The 22,599-nt window shown below is 29.6% G+C and carries 14 protein-coding genes and 1 pseudogene; 1 reads left to right on the top strand and 14 read right to left on the bottom strand.

Going from position 1 to position 22,599, the window contains the following annotated elements; translation table 11 throughout:
- The first annotated feature begins 6 nt into the window (after positions 1-6).
- Positions 7-117 (top strand): SE2200 family small protein, encoded by a 111-nt coding sequence (locus HT586_RS12390; protein WP_407943977.1) that lies wholly within the window; start codon positions 7-9, stop codon positions 115-117.
- A gap of 291 nt (positions 118-408) precedes the next feature.
- Here HT586_RS12390 and HT586_RS12500 read toward each other — a convergent pair whose 3' ends face one another.
- The 14 genes and pseudogenes from HT586_RS12500 to HT586_RS02755 all read right to left on the bottom strand — a co-directional run bounded on the left by HT586_RS12500 (position 409) and on the right by HT586_RS02755 (position 22,537).
- Entirely contained in the window at positions 409-543 is a 135-nt protein-coding gene (locus HT586_RS12500) for a hypothetical protein (RefSeq protein ID WP_269152464.1), read from the bottom strand.
- A 103-nt stretch (positions 544-646) separates the two neighbouring features.
- The gene (locus tag HT586_RS02815) at positions 647-1,933 is read right to left on the bottom strand and encodes an McrC family protein (RefSeq protein WP_203546204.1); all 1,287 of its coding nucleotides are present in this window, start codon (positions 1,931-1,933) and stop codon (positions 647-649) included.
- Complete coding sequence (locus HT586_RS12385) at positions 1,926-4,289, bottom strand: AAA family ATPase (protein ID WP_238999304.1); 2,364 nt, start codon at positions 4,287-4,289, stop codon at positions 1,926-1,928. The genes HT586_RS02815 and HT586_RS12385 overlap by 8 nt, the downstream gene beginning before the upstream one ends.
- Before the next feature lie 152 nt (positions 4,290-4,441).
- Entirely contained in the window at positions 4,442-5,302 is an 861-nt protein-coding gene (locus HT586_RS02805; RefSeq protein ID WP_203546203.1) for a S1 family peptidase, read from the bottom strand.
- Positions 5,303-5,381: 79 nt separating this feature from the next.
- Positions 5,382-5,948: pseudogene (locus HT586_RS02800) on the bottom strand (reverse transcriptase family protein); the annotation flags it as partial.
- A gap of 636 nt (positions 5,949-6,584) precedes the next feature.
- Positions 6,585-8,354 carry an AAA family ATPase gene (locus tag HT586_RS02795; RefSeq protein WP_203546201.1) on the bottom strand — a complete coding sequence of 590 codons (1,770 nt, stop codon included), beginning with the start codon at positions 8,352-8,354 and terminating at the stop codon, positions 6,585-6,587.
- Between the two features lie 274 nt (positions 8,355-8,628).
- Positions 8,629-9,729 (bottom strand): IS30 family transposase, encoded by a 1,101-nt coding sequence (locus HT586_RS02790; RefSeq protein ID WP_203546518.1) that lies wholly within the window; start codon positions 9,727-9,729, stop codon positions 8,629-8,631.
- A gap of 74 nt (positions 9,730-9,803) precedes the next feature.
- A complete protein-coding gene (locus HT586_RS02785; protein WP_203546200.1) occupies positions 9,804-10,919 on the bottom strand; it encodes a restriction endonuclease subunit S in 1,116 nt (371 codons plus the stop codon).
- A complete protein-coding gene (locus HT586_RS02780; protein WP_203546529.1) occupies positions 10,912-12,468 on the bottom strand; it encodes a type I restriction-modification system subunit M in 1,557 nt (518 codons plus the stop codon). Before HT586_RS02780 ends, HT586_RS02785 begins: the two co-directional genes overlap by 8 nt.
- A gap of 2 nt (positions 12,469-12,470) precedes the next feature.
- Positions 12,471-13,049, bottom strand: coding sequence for a restriction endonuclease subunit S domain-containing protein (locus HT586_RS02775; protein WP_203546199.1), 579 nt, complete (start codon positions 13,047-13,049; stop codon positions 12,471-12,473).
- A 120-nt stretch (positions 13,050-13,169) separates the two neighbouring features.
- Entirely contained in the window at positions 13,170-15,176 is a 2,007-nt protein-coding gene (locus HT586_RS02770) for a restriction endonuclease (RefSeq protein ID WP_203546198.1), read from the bottom strand.
- Positions 15,177-15,228: 52 nt separating this feature from the next.
- Entirely contained in the window at positions 15,229-18,030 is a 2,802-nt protein-coding gene (locus tag HT586_RS02765; RefSeq protein WP_203546197.1) for a type I restriction endonuclease subunit R, read from the bottom strand.
- Positions 18,031-18,107: 77 nt separating this feature from the next.
- Complete coding sequence (locus HT586_RS02760; RefSeq protein WP_203546196.1) at positions 18,108-21,323, bottom strand: DEAD/DEAH box helicase; 3,216 nt, start codon at positions 21,321-21,323, stop codon at positions 18,108-18,110.
- Positions 21,323-22,537, bottom strand: coding sequence for a sigma-70 family RNA polymerase sigma factor (locus HT586_RS02755; RefSeq protein WP_203546195.1), 1,215 nt, complete (start codon positions 22,535-22,537; stop codon positions 21,323-21,325). Before HT586_RS02755 ends, HT586_RS02760 begins: the two co-directional genes overlap by 1 nt.
- Positions 22,538-22,599: the final 62 nt, after the last annotated feature.

The following is a 22,599-nucleotide window of genomic DNA, read 5'->3' as shown; positions in this document are numbered from 1 at the left end:
AAAGGAATGGTGAGCTTGAAAAAATTATTAATCATAACAATTATTAGTGGTGCTGGTTTTTATGCGCTTAAGCGTTATCAAAAACAAGTAAACGCAATGCCAAATATAGAATATTAATATTAAAATATATTTTGTAAAACCAAACCTTTTAGTGATAAAAAAAGTTCACCTGTCTAGAGTGAACACAAAAGTCGAAACTTTTAGTTAAGTTACGTATTTTAAAGCAAGATTTCTATATATAGAAATCTTGCTTTTTAATTTGGTTAAACGAACCTCAGTATTCCTTATAATGTATTCCATGTATAAATGTACTTATCAAAATTCATTGCCTTTAAATCTTCTGATATCGCTTCCATAGTCTCATCATATCCATCATATATTGATTCTATTTCCATACCTGGATTCACTTCATTCCATAAATACTGTGATGTCTTCGAAACGATAATCTACAGGTGACAGCATTTGTTGCCCTAGCCTATATTCTATACGAAATGCACCTTTACTAGCACCACCCCATAGGAAATTCTTGTTTAATTTAGACATAATGGCTCCTTCTTTTTCTAATATTTGATCTTTATTTAAAAGTTTAAATAAAAGACTCATTAAAGATTATTATCTTTAATGAGTCGATAATGTACGATAAATACTACTCAATATTAAATTTATGAGTCCAATTATCATTAAATAAATTCACATATACAATTTCTATCTTTGATTTTATTTCTTCATTATCAGCAAATAATTTTTTACTCGTTAATACTTTTTCTTCGTATACATTACTTTGTGGATAAAGCAATACCACTTTGTTAACGTTTTCACCATAATGTTTATATCGCGAATTGTATGCATACATTTGATATAAATCACTTTGTGCTGGCCCTGTTGCATTTAATAACTTCCACTTCGTATCTATAATTGTAACAAGATTTGTCTCAGTATTATTAATTATAATATCCGGCTTTAGTTTATATTTTTTATTTCCAGATCCGTCATCATCAAATAAATAATATCGACTATCTTGTAAATATACTTCATGATTTGAAAGGTGATTCTTAATCATATGTGCAACATAAGATTCAAATACCTTTTCCATTGGAAACAGTAGCGCATAAGCCAAACTATTTCCAGTAAACGATGTAAAAGATTTCTTCTTCAAAAATATTTCTGCCCAAATGATAGATTGATCATAATAAGCATACTCTCTATTTTTCTTTATCTTTTTGAAAGTATTATCTACATCACGTATTGAACTCACTGAATCAAAATAATGTAAGTACATATTTATCATTTTTTGATTATGACCATTAGTAGATTCTTTCTTTAAAAATAACAACGTACTTTTTATGATTTGATTTTCCGGTATATTTATATCAAACTCATCAAACTTACTATGGAATCTTGTTTTATTAAAACTATTCAATTGAATTTGCTTTTGTATATTAAGCTTACCTTTTAAATACGATTCATTTTGTTCTAATACAATATAATCAGACTTTAAACCACGTTTAATAATTTCATTGACCTCTATAAGAAACATAGCAATAAATATTTCTATTAAGCTATTGTCATTAATACTTAAATGCGTCATTTCAAACGCTTTACCGTTAATTTGTTTTACTGTTGATAGCATCTTAATGAACAGTTTCTTCACATCATTTAAGTCATGTTGTCCATTTGCTATTTTAGGTAATATCTCAATTGTTAATCCTGATTTAGTCCTTAATACACCAACAAAATTATTTGCTTGAACACCATTCCTTATAGGTTTCAAATATTCTTCAATGCTACTTAATGATTTATCTTTCTCATTATTCTCATCTATGAATAACTTTAATTCATTGATATCTTCTTTCGTAATTTGAACATTATTAATAACATCACCTGCATAAATTCGACCATATTCGGTAATCGTAATATTCCTAATTTTATTCATGTTCTATCTCTTCATATGTGATTACATTTCGAATAAACTGTTCAAATACTCCAATTGAGACTTTATTATTTAGTTCATAAATGTCTTTATCTTGGTCATACCATTCTTCTATCAAACGATGATCGAACACATTATTTAGGCGCTCTTGTTTTTTATTAATATAAATACTATCTACATCATTTAGAATCGCTTTTATCTTTTGATAGTCATCAAAGAAGTATTCTTGAAGTAACGGAATAATTTTATTTTCAAATCTATATTGTAAATCTTCTAATGACTCAATATTTAAGAATAGGGCATGTCCAAGCATATGATCTCTATCATATAAATACTGAATACGTTGATTCATCGCGTCCATAATCCCAGCAATATCAATATCACCGATAGCACCATCTTCACCAATATTCTTTCTCACTACTTCAGAATCTGGCATCATTTCAACAAAATCAAATCTTCTGCGAATTGCTGTATCTATCGTAGCTAATGATCTATCTGCTGTATTCATTGTCGCTAGAATGTATACGTTGTCAGGCACACCAAACTTTTCACCTGAATAAGGTAATGTCACTTGCATACCTTTCCATTCTCCATCAATGTAACTAATACGCTTATTAACTTCAATTAACGTTATAAGTTCACCAAGTATCTTACTAATGTTACCACGATTAAATTCATCGATAACAAACAAGAAATTATTATTATTCCCCTGCTCTTTGTCACGCATCGCAGCTTTGCAGAATTTTAAGAAGACGCCTTCTCTAACTACATAATTAATCACGTCATTCTCTACCTCTGCTCGAATACCTTCAATAAAATCTTCATAGTCAAATGACTGATGGAACGTAATGAACTCATAGAATTGAGTAGAAGCATTGTTATCTGTGTACGGCTCTTTAATTTCTTCCGCTTCAGCTTTACCAACTTCAGTTAATTGCCATTTATTATTTACGCGTTCAAAATAATCAGTACCTCTACGATATACAGTTTTTGTACTCTCATAAGTAGAATTTTCAATAATTGTAGTACTAATCGTTCCATATGGTGCTTTACTATTCTTTGTCTCAGCGAATTTTTGAATAATTTCAGTATTTTCGATTTCTTTAATAGACATCGGTTTATATCCATTTGATCTAAACGCTAAGTAAATAGCATGTCGCCATCCTAACCCATCAAAGTCATATTTGACCACTTCACTCGTCTGATTATCCAGCAACTTCTTCTTATATTTCTCAACGGAATAAGTTTTACCTGTGCCGGGAGGACCAAATAAAATAGTATTTAATTTATTATCCAGTTCACCTTCTTCTAAGACAACTTTTTCAGGTTCATCGTTATCTACTTCAGGAATAATTTCTGTCTCAATATCATTCATATAATAGATTCTTAATACATCGTCATCCTTACCAAATTTATTTATCATACCTTGGATTAATACTATAGCATCTATGCCAGCAATAGATCCAAACCAGAGTGACTTACCCTTGAACTTTATCTCGCTATTGCGCATAACTTTAGTAGAATTTCTATTAGTAATTTCTAATGGAATATCTGCTTCATTCCTGTAGAAACCAATAGCATTATTCAAAAAGCGACTAAAATATTCTTTTTTCTCATCACTTAAATTAGGAAATACATCATCATATAAGATTTCAATATCATTATATTTGTCTAATTCAATTTGAATTGCAATCTGTCTCAGCAAATCTTTCCATTTGATATTACTTTTCGATGTATCTCTTACATCCATCGAAAAGTCTCTAAACTTATAAGCTAATAATTTTTTGTTCTTTAAGTCTTCGTATACAAGTTTTAAAGGCTGATTTTTAGCAATTATTGTTTCAGTCATTTCCCCTTCCTTAGTCACGAAGTGGGACCAATTCGGAGTGTTCATTGCCATACTATAATCTTGATCTTTTTCATTTAATGCAAAAGCTACAAGTTCTTCAGCAAAACGGCCTCCAACTAAATCCAGCTCCCAAATACTATTTCGTCCTGTATAGAAATACCATAACTTTTGTTGATCAGAATAATCATGAATCCAGTTTACTTTAACAGTATGACCATCATCTTCAATTCCTTCAATAATACCAGCAGCAATTATTCTCATCACTGAAGCAGTACGATTATTTACATTAGGAAAAGGTAAGTTGTTTTTCTTTGTAAATGTTGATTTAAGAAAAATGTAGTCCCCAATTCTCATTCTTTCTAAATAACGCAAAGCTTTTTTGTAGTCACTATTCTTTTCGTCACCAAACCAACCAATACGCCACTCACCATTCTTAATAAAATCTTGCGGTTCATCGACACCATTTTGACTTCCAACACAGAAATAACGTTTTGAGTAATCTACAGTCATAATAACCACTCCCAAATAAGAAAAATTAAATATATAATTATTATATATTTAAAAAGAACTAATTCCTTCAATAATTTTGAGAATACAAAAAAGAGCAGGAACTAAACCCTACTCAAACTATATTTATTCTAGATTATACATTTCAACAAATACTATAAATTTTCCAAATAGCTTATAGGATTCATTTGATTTTGTGTCACACTTGTTCTATTAGTTCCTTTAACAGCAATTCCTTCAACTTGATTTTTGTTATTAATCAATGGGCCGCCACTATTACCTTCAAGTATTTGAGCATTAATGGCAATAAACATTGGATCATCTTTAATCTGTTTAACACCTAGACTTATTATCTGGGCTGCGCTTGCGGTAATATTATTACCCTCTCTATATTGAGGGAAACCATATAGAGTGAATTCTCTTTTATCTATTTTTATTACTTCATTTGATTTATTCAGCGATTTATATTTTTTAAGTATTTCATTATTTAATATTTCAAATATAATATAATCAATTTTCTTATCTAATTCTTTGATTTTTAAATTTAATTTCACTTTATTATTATAATGATCAAATACATAAAAAGTTATAGTAACATCGGGATTAATACAATCTTTGTTATCATTGAAAATTTTAATTAAGTTGTCCACTACATGATAGTTTGTTATGAAATTATTCTTCTCACATATAAAAGCGCTTCCTTGCCCAATAGTAACTTCTTCAGTCCATATCTCATCTTCATAAGACATTTCTAAAATAACCTCTTGTTCATAAATAGAAAAAATAGAAGGTAGATTAATTTTTATTCTCCTTAAGCTATGATTATTCTCATCTAAAATATTATTATATCTCATAGCTAGTTTTAAAAATACATCATCGTATAGTTCATTATTATGACTTCTAACGTAACCAACATACTCTATCATCCCTCTTAGAGCCACAAGAATATCATTCGTTCCATATTTATCTAGAAATTTATACTGAGCTTCATTAAAGTCGAGTTCAATAGAATTCAAAATAGCTCTTACTTTTTTTACATATTTACGATTAACATTAACTTTTTCATTTAGAACAATACCTGTAACTTCTAACCTGTCATTTTTTGTTAAATATCTTGTTTTTTTTATTATTAACTGAAAAATTATATTTATTAATAATACGTATTAAATCTTGAGATAATATAACCTCTCCGTCATTAATATTAAATAAGATAGTGTGCAATGGTTTATTTGAAGAAAATGTCATATCATCGGCATATCTTGTATATGTTAATTCACCAATACGCTTAGTTAGCATACTCAAATCTTTATCTATACTTTTCAATATAATATTTGAAATTATAGGCGATGTAGGAGCGCCCTGAGGTAATATCCCTTCATTAGTACAACAAATATTTGATAATATGGTTGTAACATCTTCACTGCTTTTAAAATAATTAATGAATAGACTACGTACTCTTGCAAAATTTATTGATCCAAAAAAATCTTCTAAGTCAATATTTAAAATATATTTGTTATTTTTATGTTTTAATGCATTTGTTATATGGCTTTTATATTTTATATATCCATGTGCAGAATAATGGGAATTAAAATTATTATTAATTAATTTAAGTAAAATGATCTGAAGCTTTTTCAAATCATCATTGGGTATATGTAAAACCCTAACTCCACCGTTTTTTTAGGTATTTCTTTTATAGTATAAGTTTTCTTTTTGAAAAGAATATATTGTAAATACTTTGGTGTTACATTTAATGAAGCTGCAATGTCGTTAAAAGAACTTAAATTCATATACACTCCTTATATCATAGAGAGAGAACTTCTACTTTATTACTGATGAGACAATTAATTAAAAAGCATACATAGAATATTTATAACGTATTTCGAGGTAGTAGAACTACTCTAAATACGACAATTAAATAGCAGTTTCACTATTCAAAAATCAAGTTCTCTCTCTCTGATAGAATATTATAATCAATGGGTTATTTCAAGTTTTAAATAAAATTATTTTATCTATCTTAAATTGCTCTCAATTTTTCTTATCTTATTTCTCTAAATAATAAAATGAAGCATTTTCAGTCATCATAAGTTGTAATTTTACTAAAAATATTTATATAAGCTTATATTATTGTTATTTCTTTAAAATGTTTCATAATTGATAATTAAATATTATCTTTTTAAATTATCTTTAATCGAAGTTTACGTTAAAATATGTTTAGTTATTTATTAGTTGAATATTGTAGAAAAGATGAAATTCAAGGATACAATTTTTTTATTCACAATTAATAATATTTTAACTATTTTATAAATTTATTATTAATTTTAACTGTTTTTGATATTCTTTATTTTCCGCAATATTTTTTAAACAATCTTCAAAGAATTTACTTGGTAATTTTAAATCTAATTCGTTTTTTAAAGAACAGATTTTCAACAATTCGGAATAGTTCGAATCTTCAACAATTTGTTGAAGATATTTATCAAATTCATTATACATTTTATCTATATTTATTTTAGAGTATAAATTCACAAATTCTTTTTTAAATAATCTAGTATCTTTCATCTCAGTTATACTGTTAGTATTAAAATGTCTTTCTATTTTCTTTTTGATATTCTTAAGAATTATTTCATTTTTTCTCTCGATAACTAAATCATATAACTCAGTATAATAGCTGTTATTCAGTTCAGTAAATTCCATTAATTCTTTATGTAAAAACAAAATTTCTACTTCGTTACATGGCAAAACATGAATATTTTTTTTGTTTAAAAAGTCAATATTCTCAATATCTCTTTCATCTCTATCAATAATACCAAAAGCTTGATTAAAATTTAGATTATTATATGCTTCTGTAAAATTAATTACATTAGTATGACCTCCAACAGGTTTTACTAAATATTCTGATTCATACAATAATGAGTATAACCTATAATCAATGCTTGTATATTCACCTTCACAAAATAGTACAGGTTTCTTTGTTCCGAGTAAACTAACTAATAATTCCTTAGGTAATACCTCATTCTTTTCGACTAATTCAACATTGTAACTATTATTATCAATATATTCTTTACACCAAATTAAATCTATATTATCGTGCGAAGCAACAAATTCATTTTGGTGTGATATAAAAATAAATTTACTCCCTTCCTTAATTTTTAAAATTTCCCTCCATAATTCATTGCATAAAGCAATATTTAAGTGACTTTCCGGTTCATCTATAACAAAAATACGAGGTTCATCAATTGATAATATCACCATTAGAAATAGAAGTGAAGATCTTTCACCATCACTCAGAGAATTAAAATAATAAGGAGCTGATCCGTTTTTAGAAAATGTAAAATCCTTATATTGGATTCGTTTATCCAAAATTATTTCTGGATATAGTTTTTCCCAAATAGTTTTTATTTTAACAAATATCGAATTATCTTTACAGTTATTATCTAAGCATATTGAATGATGTTCTATAATATTATACATAATATTAGAAATAAAATATTCATTCGTATTATATGGATAAGTATATTTTTCTTTTCCTTGTATTTTCAACTGCAGATTACCTATTACTTTATCAATATTTAATTCCTCTGGATCAAAAGGATAAGTAATTTTTTTAAAATTTAATGGCTTGTCTGCAGGGATTATTACTAAATTTGTGAGTGTATTATCTTTTAAATCAGAGACCATTGTTGTCTTACCAACTCCATTTGCTCCAATAATACAAGTTCCAATATTGTCAGTAATAAGTGATTGTAATAATGGAACAGATTTTATATTGTTAATTATATCTATTAAGTATCGCTCATACTCTGTTAATGATTCAAAAAATCTTTCTTTCTTAATATCTTCAGTTTCTATCCTCTCCAAAAACATTCTTAGTTCAACTAAAAATTGATTCCTCGCGTTTAAGTTGTCATTATATACTGTTTCTAAAATATCATAATATTTATTATTTGTGTCAAATAGCTTCATATTAATTTCTATTAGCTTATAAATTCTATTAACAACTTTACTAGATTCACTACTTGCCAATTTATGTTTAAATAACTTTTCGAATATTTCTTTCATTTCATTTTCCATTAAACCACCCGTTTTGCATTTTTGTATTTTTACTCGCTTAATTTATTTGCATATTTCCAAAATTATAAACATTACAATCAATATAATTTAAACTAAAAACTATATAACCTTTAAATTACTAAACAATTACATAATTAAGAAAATATTCTCTCCTCAATTTAAGTAAATTTATTTTATTCTGAATATATTGTGTTTTATTTTCTAGCTTTATATAAAATTCACCAATTTTTTCTTGTTCGAAAATTTCAATTGCAAGTTAGCCACAACATCCAAATTAATAGAGATAGTAACTTAATGGTTCACTTAATAATCCTTCGGATTTTAGTGACTTCAGAAACAGGTATGTAGGTGTTTCGTAATCTAGAATTTTTCTGGGATAATTGTTCATCCAGTTTTGGATACGATAAATTATCTCATCAGATACTGATCCCATACTGATTCCTTTAGGGATTATCCTTCTAATGAATTTATGGTGGTTTTCTTTAGTACCTCGTTCCCATGATGAATAAGGGTGCGTAAAGTATATTTCAGTATCAGGTAATGTCTCTGTAAGGTCACAGAACTCTGATCCGTTATCAGAAGTAATAGACTTGAATATTCGTGAAAATGAATTACCTATTTGATCTTTTAATTGACTTAATGCTAATGTGACAGCATCATTAGTTTTACTTTTAATAGGAACGATGATTTCAAATCGTGTCTGTCTTTCAACAAGTGTAAGTAACGCTTTTTCATTTTTAAGTTTAGAACCAATTACAGTATCTATTTCCCAATGACCAAAGACATCTCTAGAATTGATTTCATGACTTCTATCTTCGATAGATTTTCCTAATACTTTTTTATTTTTTCGACTAGGTCTTCTATTTGTATTTGGTTTTCGTGAAATCTTCTCTATAAGGTCGATATTAGAGGTCTTCATAATTCCTCTTTCAATCCAGTTATATAGTGTTGAAACACAAGGAATAATAGAATCACAAAAAATATTATTCTTTTTAGCATAGGCAACTACGACATCGGGAGACCATTTTTTATTCAACATCATCTTATCAGCCCAATCAATAAAAGCATGAGATAGCTGATGTTTTGGAGTCCTGTAAGAATTCATACGATTTGTTTCATATTTAAGTTGAGCAACATCAGGGAAATAGCATTCATAATCATAAAAATATTCTTTACCATTAGAAACTACGCGCTTAATTTGTTTAACAGTTCCTCTATTGATCTCATTGTTAATTGTTTGAGGTGCTCTATTCAAAATTTTAGCAATAGCACGATTTGAATAATTTTCACTCTTCAAAACCTGAATTTGATATCTTTCAAATTCAGTTAAGTGTTTTCCTTTAACATGATTAGTGGTACCATTTAGATGAGTCATTTGCATTCATTCCTTATTGTTTGTTGTGGTAACTACAATATTAACATGGATGCACATGGCTCATTTTTTATTTTTTAAAGCACACCGTAGGTGGCTAACTTGATTATAGAATTTCCCATTTTTTCTTGTTCAGAAATGTTAATAGATACACAATATTTATTATTTTTTAAAATAGAATAATGCCTTTTATAGCCTTCTTGTGGAATGGGATTTGATTTCATCAAGGAATAAATATACTTTATTATATATTTACTAGTTAATAATTTAACGCCATCGCCTCCAATAATAAAGGGAGTATCTCTATATTTTATAATTGTTGTATGATCTCCAAATATTATCAAATCTTTAAAATCAAAAAATAATTTATCATTCCTATCACTATAACCTGCGATTTCATTTTTACCTTGATCAATCACTTCATACTTTCCTGTGTTTTGAATTTCTTCAGTTAGTATCTGATACTGCTTTGTTGGTAGTGAATCAATAAAATCTGTAAACGATAATTTAATCCACTCCGGATATTCCTCACCATCCTCATCTTTAAATCGCAATTCTTGAGAGAATATCTTTTGCATATATCCCTTCTTCTGCTCTTCCAATAACGCCAGTTTCTTCTCTTCCAACTCAATCTGTTGATCAAGCTTACTAAAAAACTCACCAATTTTTTGTTGTTCTTGTAATGTATTTGGTAGATGTAATCTGACATTAAAAAACTCATTAACTGGAATATTTAATAACCCATGATTTCTTGCTCCTTCAACTGCTATTGCAGATACTTCTCTATGCCATTTAGTGGAATCAAAGTATTTTTCTAAAAAATCAGTATCAATAAATTTATTTGGTTTAAAACAAATGTACAAAGTAGAGAGTATTCCTTGCTTATAATTATTAAGTCTTTTAATTGCACCAAAAGGGTACCCTTTGGAATAACTCTTATTGTAAGCAAATTCACCATTTTTAATTAAATAATAATTTTCCAAGTTACTTCCTGATACACTTTTATTAAAATAACTAACTTGATCTACCAGACCGTATTTTGCTGAAATAGTTAAAGGCATTGTACTTATTAAATTTTTATTTTTCCTTGTGACTCTATCACTAATTTCATTGAGCTTCTTCTCCTCCCACTCTCCACTAAACTCAGGAAAGCGTAATTCTGGTACTTTTCTTTGTTCATTCTTATTAGTCATGTTTCAACACTCCTAATTCTCTTAAATATCCATTGATCTCTTCTTCTAATACTGCCATTTCTTTATCAATCTCCGCGATTTCAGCTTGCACTTTATCTAAATCTACTGGTTCTTCTTCAATGAAAGTATCAACGTATCTAGGAATATTTAAGTTATAGTCATTTTCTTTAATTTCTTCTAATGTTGCTGCATAGCTATATCGATCAATTGTTTCTCTTGATTGATACGTGTTCAAGATTTTCTCTACATGTTCATCAGTTAAGTTGTTTTGATTCTTACCTTTTTCAAATTCTTCTGATGCATCGATGAACAATACATTATCATCAGCTTGGCGGCATTTCTTAAATACTAATATACATGTCGGAATACTTGTTCCGTAGAAGATGTTCGCTGGCAACCCGATAACCGCATCTAGGTAGTTCTTCTCTTCTATTAAATATTTACGAATAACACCTTCAGCTGCTCCTCGGAATAATACACCATGCGGTAATACAACTGCCATTGTTCCGTTATCATCTAAGTGATAGATCATATGTTGAACAAATGCAAAGTCTGCTTTAGATTTCGGTGCTAGTTTGCCGTAATTAGAAAAACGTTCGTCATCTAAGAACTTCGCATCTGCTGACCACTTCGCACTGTAAGGTGGGTTAGCAACAACCGCTTCAAACTTTTCTTCTTTAATTGCTGGATCTTCTAATGTATCCCCATTATAGATAGTAAATTGATTGAAATTCACATCATGTAATAACATGTTCATTCGAGCTAAGTTATATGTTGTATTATTATATTCCTGACCATAGTAACTACGTACATTTGCTTCTTTACCAACACGAAGTAATAATGAACCTGATCCGCAAGTTGGGTCATAGACTGATTTTAAGTCTTTCTTATCTTGTGTAACGATTTTCGCTAGAATCTTAGATACTTGTTGAGGTGTATAGAACTCTCCTGCCTTCTTACCAGCTGTTGCAGCAAATTGTCCAATCATATATTCATAAGCATCACCGAGCATATCGATTTCTAATTCACTATGTACGAATGGTAATTCTGATAAGTTCATCATTACTTTAGAGATTAACTTTGTACGCGCTGATACATTATTACCTAAACGAGAAGATGTTAAGTCCATATCTGCAAATAGATTATCAAAGTCTTCTTGAGCATCTGTACCTAATGTTGATTCTTCTACTTTATTGACAGCTGCTGATAATTGCTCGATATCAAAGTTATTAGCAACAATATCAGCAATCATTTTGCTATAAAGATATTGTGGTTCAATTACAAATCCAATACGTGCAACCAACTCTTCAGTGATTGCTTCTTTATATTCTTCATTCTCCCACGCATCTTGATATGAAATATCATCTTCTTTAAGTAAATGACTTACTTGTTCTTCTGTCTTTTCAGATAAGAAACGATAGAATATTAAACCTAATATATAATTACGGAACTCACTCGCATCCATGTTTCCTCGTAAATCATTTGCAATGCTCCATAGTTTTTTATGTAATTCAGCTTGTTGCTGCTTTTGCTTTTCTGTAACTGTCATCATTATTTGTTGTCCCCTTTATATAGTGTGTTTGATATAAGTATGTCTAGCAGATGTTGCTTTTGCTGTTGTTTATATTTGATGATTTGTCTAAAGAAATATATCTTTCCAATTAAGTGCTGCTTTTCAACATCAGGTAAAGATATTTCTAATTGCTTGATTTGTTGAATCGAAAGTTTTTTAACAAGAGAAGCTCCCTGTGTTATTAAATGAAGTTGTTTCTTTGCTTCTGGTGATTCATTGAACCAGCTTCTGATATAATTCGGCGCCACTTCTGCATCTTCTTTAATAACAATTTTACAATAGTTGTAAGGTAATATAAAACCTACATGTTCATCATCAGGATAAGCTACTTCACAAGATGATAAGTTAACGATTAAATCCTCTTGCTCAACAAATACTAGGTTATTTGTATCACTTACTGAAACAGGCTTGTACTCATGATCATAATCAAGATACTTAATTTGATCTTTAGCATGCGCGTATTGATCATAGAGATAGTACGTTTTACCTTGTGGATCCTCTTTCAATCGAGATACTAAAGTACCAGCAGAAACATTTGCAATTTCCTCAATTCTCATAAATCCTCCTTTAGTAATTTTTATTTATTACTTTTAAATTATATTTTTAATATAAACTAGCATGCTTATAATGTAAAGTAATTTATTAAAAGTACAAAAAAACGAGGGATATCCTCGTTTTTAAAACTTTGTATTGTTATAAATGCTAAACTTTAATACTGCATCATCTATAGATCCCTTTGCGTAATATTTTTTCGAAGCCTTATCTATTCCTACACAACCAATTAATGGATTAGACAAGAGATTTAGCATGTTAATCAGTTCGTCATCCTCTAATGGTTTCTCTTTAAATACTCCACTCATTTTAATCAAGAAATATATATTATCTATTGATAGTAATCCTTTAGAATATGAATCATTACTATTTTCAATGAGAACTTTTATTATTAATTGGAAAAGGATTCTTCGTCTTTCTTGTATTTGATGTTCTTCATGTAGTACCGTTAAATCAGCAATTCCATTTTGTTCAAATATTGGTTTATATTCAACCGGTTGCAATGGATATTTCTTATGATTTTTGAATAAATCTTCTAAAGTTTTTACATTCATCAATAGAACATTGTTTGATTCTGCTCTATCAATCAACCTATCTCCTACAAATTCCTTTCCTATTACAACGATATAGTCAGCACCATGTTTCTTCTTATGCTCTTTTAATGTATCAAAATTTATTATTTTCTCTGTAATTTTACCTTCCCAATTTGTTTTCACTTCGATTGCTACTTTAAATGTAAATTTCGGTGCTGTTGGAGTAGTTAATAATATATCAGTAGTTCCACTTGCACCATAATAATTTGTATGAAACCCTAGTAATTGAAAGTACTCATTAATTATTTCCTCAAATTTTTTTGGATGTGTAGAATCTACTGAATGTATTCTTAGATTTTTTAATATGTCTTTCTTCGTATCAATATTAATTTCTTTTTTTTCATTTTTATAATTGGTTAAGTCTATATAATTATTGATTTCTATTACTAGGTTTTTCCCTCGATTAGAGAGTTTGAATTTTTTATCTTTATCATTAATAATTAATTTTGCATTCTTTAGAAAGTTTAATCTTTTCCTTATTTGATCAATAGATTCTTTTTCCATATGATATTTAGTAACACTTATAGAAGTTAACTCTTTCACCGATCTAGGTTGTTCAAAAAGTTCCATTAATATTTCGAAAATAAAATAGTAAGACTTATGAAATGCAAAAAGCATGGCAACTTCAGGTGTTTTTGATTCTAGAACTTTTAATCCCAATTCATTTGTTCTATACGTTCTCAATCCTATGCGATCAAGTAATTCAGACTGTGTTAGTATAGTTAAAAGTTGTCCGATAAATTTTCCTTTCACATCAAATGTTTTTTCTATATATTGAGCTAGAATACTATCATCACAAGTATTTCTACATTCATTTAATACATCTATTATTGTAGTAGTAGCAGTTTTTGATCCTCCTGGAATGTATGCAATTGAAATATTTCTAATTTCCGTATCCCAATTAAAATCTATTAATTCAGAGCACCAATCAGGAATTTCGAATGAAAGCTCTTTTTCTGTTTCATCATAGTTAATACTGTGAATAAGTTCTCTATTAATAGGAGGAAATTTTTCTAAAAATTTTAATCCTTCTTCTGTTATTATATAATTATTTTCATAAGGAATTCTTATAACAAACCCAAAGTCTCTTAAAAATAATAACCTAGAATATATTTGTGAATGTTCCTTCCAATATAATCCATAAGAACTGGCATCCTCTAATATTTGATGCTTATTTTTAGGAACTTTAAGTAATTCTAAAAGTTCCGAGAAGTACTTGATTCTTTTACTAAAAAGTATAGCTAAGTTATATTTAAAATTTTTATCATGCCAATCTCCAATGGAATCATCTATCACCCAATTACTATTTATTGTTTCTTTTTTTATTAAACCTACTGGCTTTAAATATAAACATAATTCATCCAGTGTTCGAGTACTATTACTACCATCAAATTGAATTAAAGTATTTTTGTTAGACTTTTTATGAACTGTATCTAGTATCCTTTTTACTGAATCTATAAATCCATCTTTTGTTTTTGAGTTTGGAATGTTTGGCATTGCCTGTAGTTTTGAAGACCAATTCACTATATCATTTTCCAACTTTTTCACCTCAATGCATATCTATATTATTAATTTTCATTACTCTTATCAGCTACTCCACATTCCCGTATTTTTTTGTTGTTTCCCTAATAAAGCTCTCAATCTTGTTAGTTTTACTTCGTTTCGCTAACAACCCACCATCAATATGTGTATCAATATCATTTCTATTGATATTGCCACTAAACTCATATTCATGAACTAATCTATTCAATTGCTGTGATGGATATGATAAGTCATTCGAGAAAGCTTCTATTTCTTTTTCCTTTTCTTTCTCTTCAAAGTTATAATAAGCATCGTCGATATTATCCCCATCCTTTAGTGATGGTAATACTTTATGCATAAATGTTCTGATTAAATCAGCTTTTAATCTTAATTGCTCATTATCTGCTGTATCCAATAATCGATGAATTTGTTTAATACCTTCTTCTTTTTCTTTCTTATCTTCTAAGTTTAATGATTTTAATAAATTCAGAATGTAATCGACATTGATAATATCATTTCTTAATAAATCAATTTCAAAATCGATATCATCTAGTATTGAAACTTTTTCTTTGTGTTCTCTATCTTTCTTAACATCTTCATATATTGCAAAGTACTTACCTTTATAATCTTCAAACGTTTGTTCAGAGATTCCTAATTTAACTGAATCAAATTCAAACTCATCGAACGTTCTCATTTTCTGCATCAAGTTTGCTACATCACGAAATGTTTCTACGAATTCTTTTTGTGCTGTTTCTCCTTCAAGTAAATCAACTGATTCAGGTGTTGGTGCTATTTTATATAATTCTTCTATTGCATTTACAAATAAGCTTAAGTATTGATCATATGTTTTACTCAATACAGTATCCGTATCATTTGTTTGAGAGAATAACATAATCGCATCATCTGTAGCTTTCTTTAAGTCACGATAACATACGATATTGCCATACGGTTTAGTAATCTTCTCTACACGGTTAGTTCTTGAATATGCTTGTATTAATCCATGGTATTGAAGATTTTTATCGACATATAAAGTATTTAATACTTTACTATCAAATCCAGTTAAGAACATATTTACGACGATGAGAATATCAATCTTTTCATTTTTAATCCCTTTTTTGACACGGTTTGATACATCTTTAAAGTAATTATCAAATGTTTCTAAATTGAAATTCGTCTTGAACAGTTGATTATAATCTTCTATTGCATTCGCAATTAAGTCTTTGGAGTGCTCTGTAACCTCGCCATCTCGCATATCTTCATTTGTTTGATATGTTGAGATGGTTGCAACATTAAGCGGGACTCTACCTGCAGCAACTTCTTCAGCATTAATCTTCTTAAATGCTTCATAATATTTCATTGCCATTGGAATATTGGCTGTTGCAAATATTGCTGAATACTGACGGTCCTTTGTTTTCTTATTATGGTTTTTGTATATGTGACGCGCGACCATTTCAATTCGTGTATCATTCATCCAGACTTCATTTGTGTTGATGTCTTCAACATATTCTTCGTTGTCATTACCGACATTGTTCTTAAACGTCTGAATATATTCTACTGAGAACCCAAGTACGTTATTATCACGGATTGCATCTTTAATTAAGTATGTATGTAGACATTTATCAAAGATATCTGCTGTACTTCTACCATCTTGACTCTTATTCTCTTCAAATAATGGTGTCCCCGTAAATCCAAAGTACTGTGCATTCTTAAAGTTCGCTTTAATTTGACGATGCATATCGCCAAATTGTGATCGATGACATTCATCTATGATGAATACAACTTTATCTGTTTGATATCTTTCTAATACTTTGTCGTTTCTTCTCACTACATTTGCAAGTTTTTGTATTGTCGTAATGAGTAACGGTCTACTTTTATCGGCTAATTGCTGTATTAATTTATTCGTATTAGTCGTCTGATCGACAGAGTCTTTTTGGAACTTATTAAATTCTGATAACGTTTGACCATCTAAGTCCTTTCTATCGACTAAGAAGATGACTTTATCTATTCCCTCTTCCTCAGATAACAACTGAGCTGCCTTAAATGAAGTCAATGTCTTACCTGACCCTGTTGTGTGCCAGATATATCCATTGTTATTTGTCTCTAAAGCACGGTTCATCAACGCTTCAACTGCATATACTTGATAAGGACGCATTACCATCAAGAATTTATCCGTTTCATTTACGATCATATATCGAGCAACCATTTTAGACATATGACAAGGCTCTAAGAAATCATCCATGAAATCTTTCAACTGGTTGATACGGTTATTCTCAACATCTGACCAATAGAACATATGACTCTTGTAAATTTCTTTATCACTATTGGCATAATATCTTGTCTCTTGACCATTACTGATTACAAACAATTGAACATATCGAAATAAACCCGTGTAGTTATGACGACGATAACGCTCAACTTGGTTAAATGCCTCGCTGATTGCGATACCACTACGTTTAAGTTCCATTTGAAGAATAGGTAACCCATTGATAAGAAGCGTTACATCATAACGTCCTTTGTACTTATCATTTACTGCAATTTGGTTCGTCACCTGAAACTTATTTTGACACCATTTCTTTTTGTTAAAGAATTCAAAATAGACAATAGTTTCATCATCCCTTTTAAAATCTAACTTATCACGCAAAATTTTTGCTGAATCAAATACAGACTTACCGTTGATTTGCGTCATTAAACGCTCAAACTCTCTATCTGTAAGTGGCTCATTATTTAATTTGTCAATATGACGTTCGTTTAAAATCTTACGAAAATTTTCTTTTAATTGTTCGTCATTTAAAATATTAACGCGCTCATAACCTAAATCGATCAGTCGATCCATAACCTCATTTTCCAGTGCTGCTTCTGATTGGTAAGACATATACTCATTCCTTTTTTTAATTTGAAAGTCATTTTGTAATACCATATATGACTAATATAAATATCTGGGTTTCTTTTTTAATCCACTTTCTTCACAAACACTTCGTTTCTAACTTCATCTGGAATAATTCCGAAGAAATAATTCTCTATCTGCTCCCAGAACCATTGTGTATGTTTCAATTGCTTATCTTGAAGACTATCGCCATCAAATTCTTTAGTAAATAAATATTTCAACATTGCTAACCCTATTTTATGAGAAGTGTATTGATGATTTAAGATTTCATTCGTATACTTCTTCGGCTTAGCTACAGCGTTTTCAAGCGGATACACTGAGTTGATGCGAAGTGATAATGTCGGTGTTTCTCCACTGGAAAGGTGATAGCTTAATTTTCCGAGTCCTTCTAGTAAACCAAGAATAATAGTATAGTTATTAATCTCTTCTTGCTGATTTCTTACAATGTAATAACTATATTGTTGTGGTGGCATTGCAACTGATATTTCTTTATTAAATAATTTGTCTACATAGTAGCGTAATTTATCAAATATATCGTTATAAGTATTCGATATCTTGAACTTATCATCAGCTAATACTGTGATGCCGCTTACTTTATTTACTTCACTTGCTTTTAACAAACTATTTATCAGTAACATGCTGAATTGCTCGTTAAATTTGGATTTTAATATTGTTCTTAATTGATAAGCGAGTTGTTTGTCGTCAAAATGATTCCCTTTAACAGCAAATGTTCTAAACGCCTCTTCACATTGATTTAATATCTCAAGTATTTCTTTCTGAAGATCGCTTACGTCTTCTTCTTTAATCGTAATGTTGTATGCAATCGGTAGTTTCTTAAGTAGTTTATCAAATTGAAGTTCATCATCACCGATTGCCATAAAGAACTTAAACTGAGGATATGAATATCTATCCGCATAATATTTTTTCCAGTATTCGCCTGTCTTAAATTTATATACTTGTTTATAGTACTCACCATTTGTATGTTCTACAAATTCAAAGAAGGGTGCATACTTCTTAAGTTCTATGGTAGATAATAAGTCCTCGTTTACGAGGATATAATCTTCACCATTTACTTCTCCAGGACGTGTTACAATAGGTGGATATTTAATGTTATTCTTAAAATCATTCTCGATTGTAAGAAGTGCGAGCTTCACTTTGTTCTCTGGGTCATCGTTAGATGATTCTGTCTCACCTTTAGCAAATATATGTGCAAATTCTTTCGGATTGATTACTAAGTTACGCTTATAACGATTCGCTTTATAAATTTTAATTAATTTATCCATCACTGCGAGTAATTCTGATTTTTTGATTGAGGACATGGCATACATCTTCTTCACTTCATTGAAGTCTTTTTGTAGGTAATCTACTTTAGCATGGCCTATCATCTTAGGATCACGCGCTGCACGACCTATTTCTTGTACGAAATCTAGCACATTTCCCGTCATACCATAATGATAGACTTTTTTAATATCAGGTACATCAATTCCCATACCAAATGCTTTTGTCGCTAAAATAACGGGTTTTTCACCATTTAAGAAAGCATTGAAATTCAGTTCCTTTTCATGAGGTGCAAGTCTTCCATAATAAACTGCTATCTTATCTTTTGTTCTTTCGGCATTCGTATCTACATATTTTAAGAAGCTGTGAATTTGTTTAATCGTCGGGAAGTAAATAAGTAGTTTTTCATTCTTTTTTAAAGCGTCCTTAACTGTTTTAAGTGTTAACTCCGTTTTTATCTTCATTGCATCATTTTTAAATTTCGTCTTATCTTCTTTTTCAACGTTCGATATCTGCAATAGCAGGTTATCCTTCTTAACGCTTCCGATATATTTAATGACAGATGTAAGGTTTAATGTAGATTTAATTTCATCTAACATACTATTTTTACCTTCGACTATCGCTGTCGCGGTAAAGGTTACAATCGGAAATGTCTGATTCGCTCTCAGTTTTGATACATAGCTACCCATATACCAATAATCAGGTCTAAAACTTTTACCCCATGTCGTTACGATATGCGCTTCATCTACAATAAATAGTCCAATTGGTCGTTCACCTATTAAATTTGCGATATCACCACGACTTAATAATGTTTCAGAAGAGATGTAAAGAAGGTCAATACTACCCGCTTTAATCTCTGCTTTTATTTTTTCTTTTTCTAATGGAGAAATACCAGAGTTAATCGTCTTAGCATTCTTGATATTTCTTCGCTTTAAGCTTTCTGTCTGATCATTCATTAAACCAATGAGTGGTGAAATGACGATTGTAATCGGATTTTTATCTTTATGCTGCTCGGCTAAATACAGGGCTGGAATCTGGAACATCAACGATTTTCCTGCTCCGGTAGATGCCGTAATAAAGATGTCGCGTGGCAGTTCTCCATTCATACCCTTTTCTGCTTGGCTCACGATATCATCGATAATTTGAGCCTGACTTATGTTAACTACTTCTCTAGATGCTGTAGTGTTTTTATAGAATGGCAGTTCTTTGAATCCATCATAACCCCAATATTGTTTCAAGATTCGTGTATAATCATTTTCTCTTGCAATAATTCTCTTTTGAGAAGAACTGATCACAACTTTAATACGTCCATCGAATTCATTATTCAATGTTTCAAGGTAATCTTGGATTTTACTATACTCATCCATATTTGCGAACATGATATAATAATCTTGTGTAGTATTTCTTAGTTTCTCAATTAATTCTATTACTTTCGACTGCTCCGTACTAATATCAATGAGTTGATTTGATTCAATTGCATTAACATCTTCTGTAACTTCAAGAGGTTGTTGACCATGATAGACAGTGCGAATTGTCATCTCTTCAATCTCGCTTAGAAATCCGTTATAGATTACGTAGTATTGATGGTTAAACTCGATTACCATACCATAGATTGCATTAATAAATTCATCAAAATCTGTGGCGCTATATTTAGGATTGGTAAAGTTATTTTCATAGAACTTATGTATATCTTTAAGTGCATAGTTATGTGGATATACTCCAGGATAAATATTATTTTTTAAGATGATAATTTCATCAAATTCATATTGTATTACTTCTCCATAGATAAAGAATTCCTCTGGCGTCACCCAAGCATATTCTTTATCGTAGTTTCTAACTTCTCTGACGATTTTTCTTTTCTCAGCACTACCTACCGCGTAATGCTCATCCAAAAAACCATTGAGTTCAAAATCAAATAACTTATTACTTTCTTTTTCTAAATCACTTATACTAAATCCTTCTAATATGTATAAACTTTTTAAACTAGAATCGTGGTTAATCATTAATTTGCCTCCCAATAATCTCTAAAATTATTTATCACTTGATGTCTGCTCAATTTTCTCAGAACATTTTTCTCAATTTGTCTTATTCTTTCACGTGTAACCCCATGTTCTTCGCCGATTTCTTCTAGCGTCATGACGTTCGTTCCATTAAGTCCAAATCTCTTGATAATAACATCTGCCTCACGTGGCTTTAAATCTTTATGTATTAAATCATCAATATATTGCGTTAATGATTTTCGGAATATCTCATTTTCCACTAGGTCATCACCAAACATTGCATGATTTTCTTCAGTAGGTTCTATAATAAAGTCTCCTATTTCAGAATCCTGATCTTCACCTATAGTTGTAGATAAAGACACTTGCGCTTTATTAAATAGATGGTCATATAATAAAAGCTTTTCTATTTGTTCTTCTGACAAGTCACTTTGTGCTTTAATATCTGTTATCATTAGTTGCATAGAATCATAGTCTTTTTTACGTATCACTTTACGTATCTTATTCAAAGATTCTTGAACATGTACAGGTAAACGAATAATACGACTCTCATTGGCATAACCACGGCTAATCGCTTGTTTAATCCAGTGCGTTGCGTACGTTGAAAATTGATACCCTCTCTCTATATCAAATCTTTCTATAGCCTTTAGAAGTCCTTTCTGTCCAAACGAAATAAAATCATCTAGTTCAAGTCCTCCTTTAGGCATAGCATTATAATATTGTAGTGCTATCTTTTTTACGAGTTGCTGATTGGCGATGACAATTCTTTCGAATGCTTCATCATCACCATCCTCTTTAAGTTGAGAAAAATATTCTTCATTATTTTCAAAAGATATAATACTATGTTTATTAAAATCATCTTCAAAGGTTTTACTATGTATAAATTCAGCGCTATCTTCAGCGATATAACCTTCTGCTAATAACGCAGCAGCTAAATCAAAATTCTCATTTTGATCTTTATTTGGCTTTTCGACGTATAATTCCTTAGTATCATATTCCTCCATATCACAATTATCCGTAACGATAAATTGAAATCCTAATTTATCAATAAATGCCTTACCTTTATCATAATCTGAGAATAATTTATCATAAAGGTAGGGAGCAGTTACAATAACGTTTTTATCCAAGTCAGCTTTCAGTTCTTCATAAGTTAAATCAATACTTTTTTCAGGAAATTTACCATTTAAGAATTCAATCAATTTCAGTTCATGTTTATTCATATCATATTCCTCGATTCAATTAATCCCTTTATGTATCCGCTTACATTGATTATACACTTTTT

The organism is Macrococcoides bohemicum (assembly GCF_016865215.1).
In the GTDB taxonomy this organism is placed as follows: domain Bacteria; phylum Bacillota; class Bacilli; order Staphylococcales; family Staphylococcaceae; genus Macrococcoides; species Macrococcoides bohemicum.
This window is presented reverse-complemented; position numbering and strand designations above follow the sequence as displayed.

Excerpts from the sequence above, each read along its gene's own strand:
- HT586_RS12390 (WP_407943977.1), top strand. The coding sequence starts at position 7 with ATGGTGAGCTTGAAAAAATTATTAATCATAACAATTATTAGTGGTGCT.
- HT586_RS12500 (WP_269152464.1), bottom strand. The coding sequence starts at position 543 with ATGTCTAAATTAAACAAGAATTTCCTATGGGGTGGTGCTAGTAAAGGT.
- HT586_RS02815 (WP_203546204.1), bottom strand. The coding sequence starts at position 1,933 with ATGAATAAAATTAGGAATATTACGATTACCGAATATGGTCGAATTTAT.
- HT586_RS12385 (WP_238999304.1), bottom strand. The coding sequence starts at position 4,289 with ATGACTGTAGATTACTCAAAACGTTATTTCTGTGTTGGAAGTCAAAAT.
- HT586_RS02795 (WP_203546201.1), bottom strand. The coding sequence starts at position 8,354 with ATGGAAAATGAAATGAAAGAAATATTCGAAAAGTTATTTAAACATAAA.
- HT586_RS02790 (WP_203546518.1), bottom strand. The coding sequence starts at position 9,729 with ATGACTCATCTAAATGGTACCACTAATCATGTTAAAGGAAAACACTTA.
- HT586_RS02785 (WP_203546200.1), bottom strand. The coding sequence starts at position 10,919 with ATGACTAATAAGAATGAACAAAGAAAAGTACCAGAATTACGCTTTCCT.
- HT586_RS02780 (WP_203546529.1), bottom strand. The coding sequence starts at position 12,468 with ATGACAGTTACAGAAAAGCAAAAGCAGCAACAAGCTGAATTACATAAA.
- HT586_RS02775 (WP_203546199.1), bottom strand. The coding sequence starts at position 13,049 with ATGAGAATTGAGGAAATTGCAAATGTTTCTGCTGGTACTTTAGTATCT.
- HT586_RS02765 (WP_203546197.1), bottom strand. The coding sequence starts at position 18,030 with ATGTCTTACCAATCAGAAGCAGCACTGGAAAATGAGGTTATGGATCGA.
- HT586_RS02760 (WP_203546196.1), bottom strand. The coding sequence starts at position 21,323 with ATGATTAACCACGATTCTAGTTTAAAAAGTTTATACATATTAGAAGGA.
- HT586_RS02755 (WP_203546195.1), bottom strand. The coding sequence starts at position 22,537 with ATGAATAAACATGAACTGAAATTGATTGAATTCTTAAATGGTAAATTT.